1 protein-coding gene is annotated in these 414 nt (G+C 67.4%); it reads left to right on the forward strand.

The window, feature by feature from the left end:
- Window positions 1-171 precede the first annotated feature (171 nt).
- The coding region (locus QC283_RS39395; protein ID WP_279566606.1) for a hypothetical protein at window positions 172-414 on the forward strand (243 nt) is incomplete at its 3' end.

Here is a 414-nt window from a genome sequence, read left to right on the forward strand (position 1 = left end):
GTCCATGCTGACCCTGGACACCCACGAACCCGTCCACATCTACGACTCCTGCGATGTTGACACCCAGAACCAGGTGACCTCCGTGTTCGCGTGTTCCATGACCCAGGTGGCCGGATTCGTGGAGCACATGAAGGCCCAGGGCTACCTGGAGGACACCTCCGTGGTGTGATCATGGGCGACCACCTCAAGCACATGAGCGCCGGGGACGCCTTCCACGAGCAGCTGGACCACCACCCCAACCGCACCGTGTTCAACCGCGTGTGGATCCCGGGCGAGACCGCCGAGCAGCCCCTGCGGGCCGGCGCGGACCAGCTCAGCATGTACCCCACCCTCCTGGAGGCGGCGGGTCTGTCTGTGCACGACGGCGCCGCGGGCCTGGGTGTGTCCGTCCGGCAGCAGGAGCCTCCCCAGGGT

It is taken from the genome of Streptomyces sp. DH41 (genome assembly GCF_029813785.1).
GTDB lineage: Bacteria > Actinomycetota > Actinomycetes > Streptomycetales > Streptomycetaceae > Streptomyces.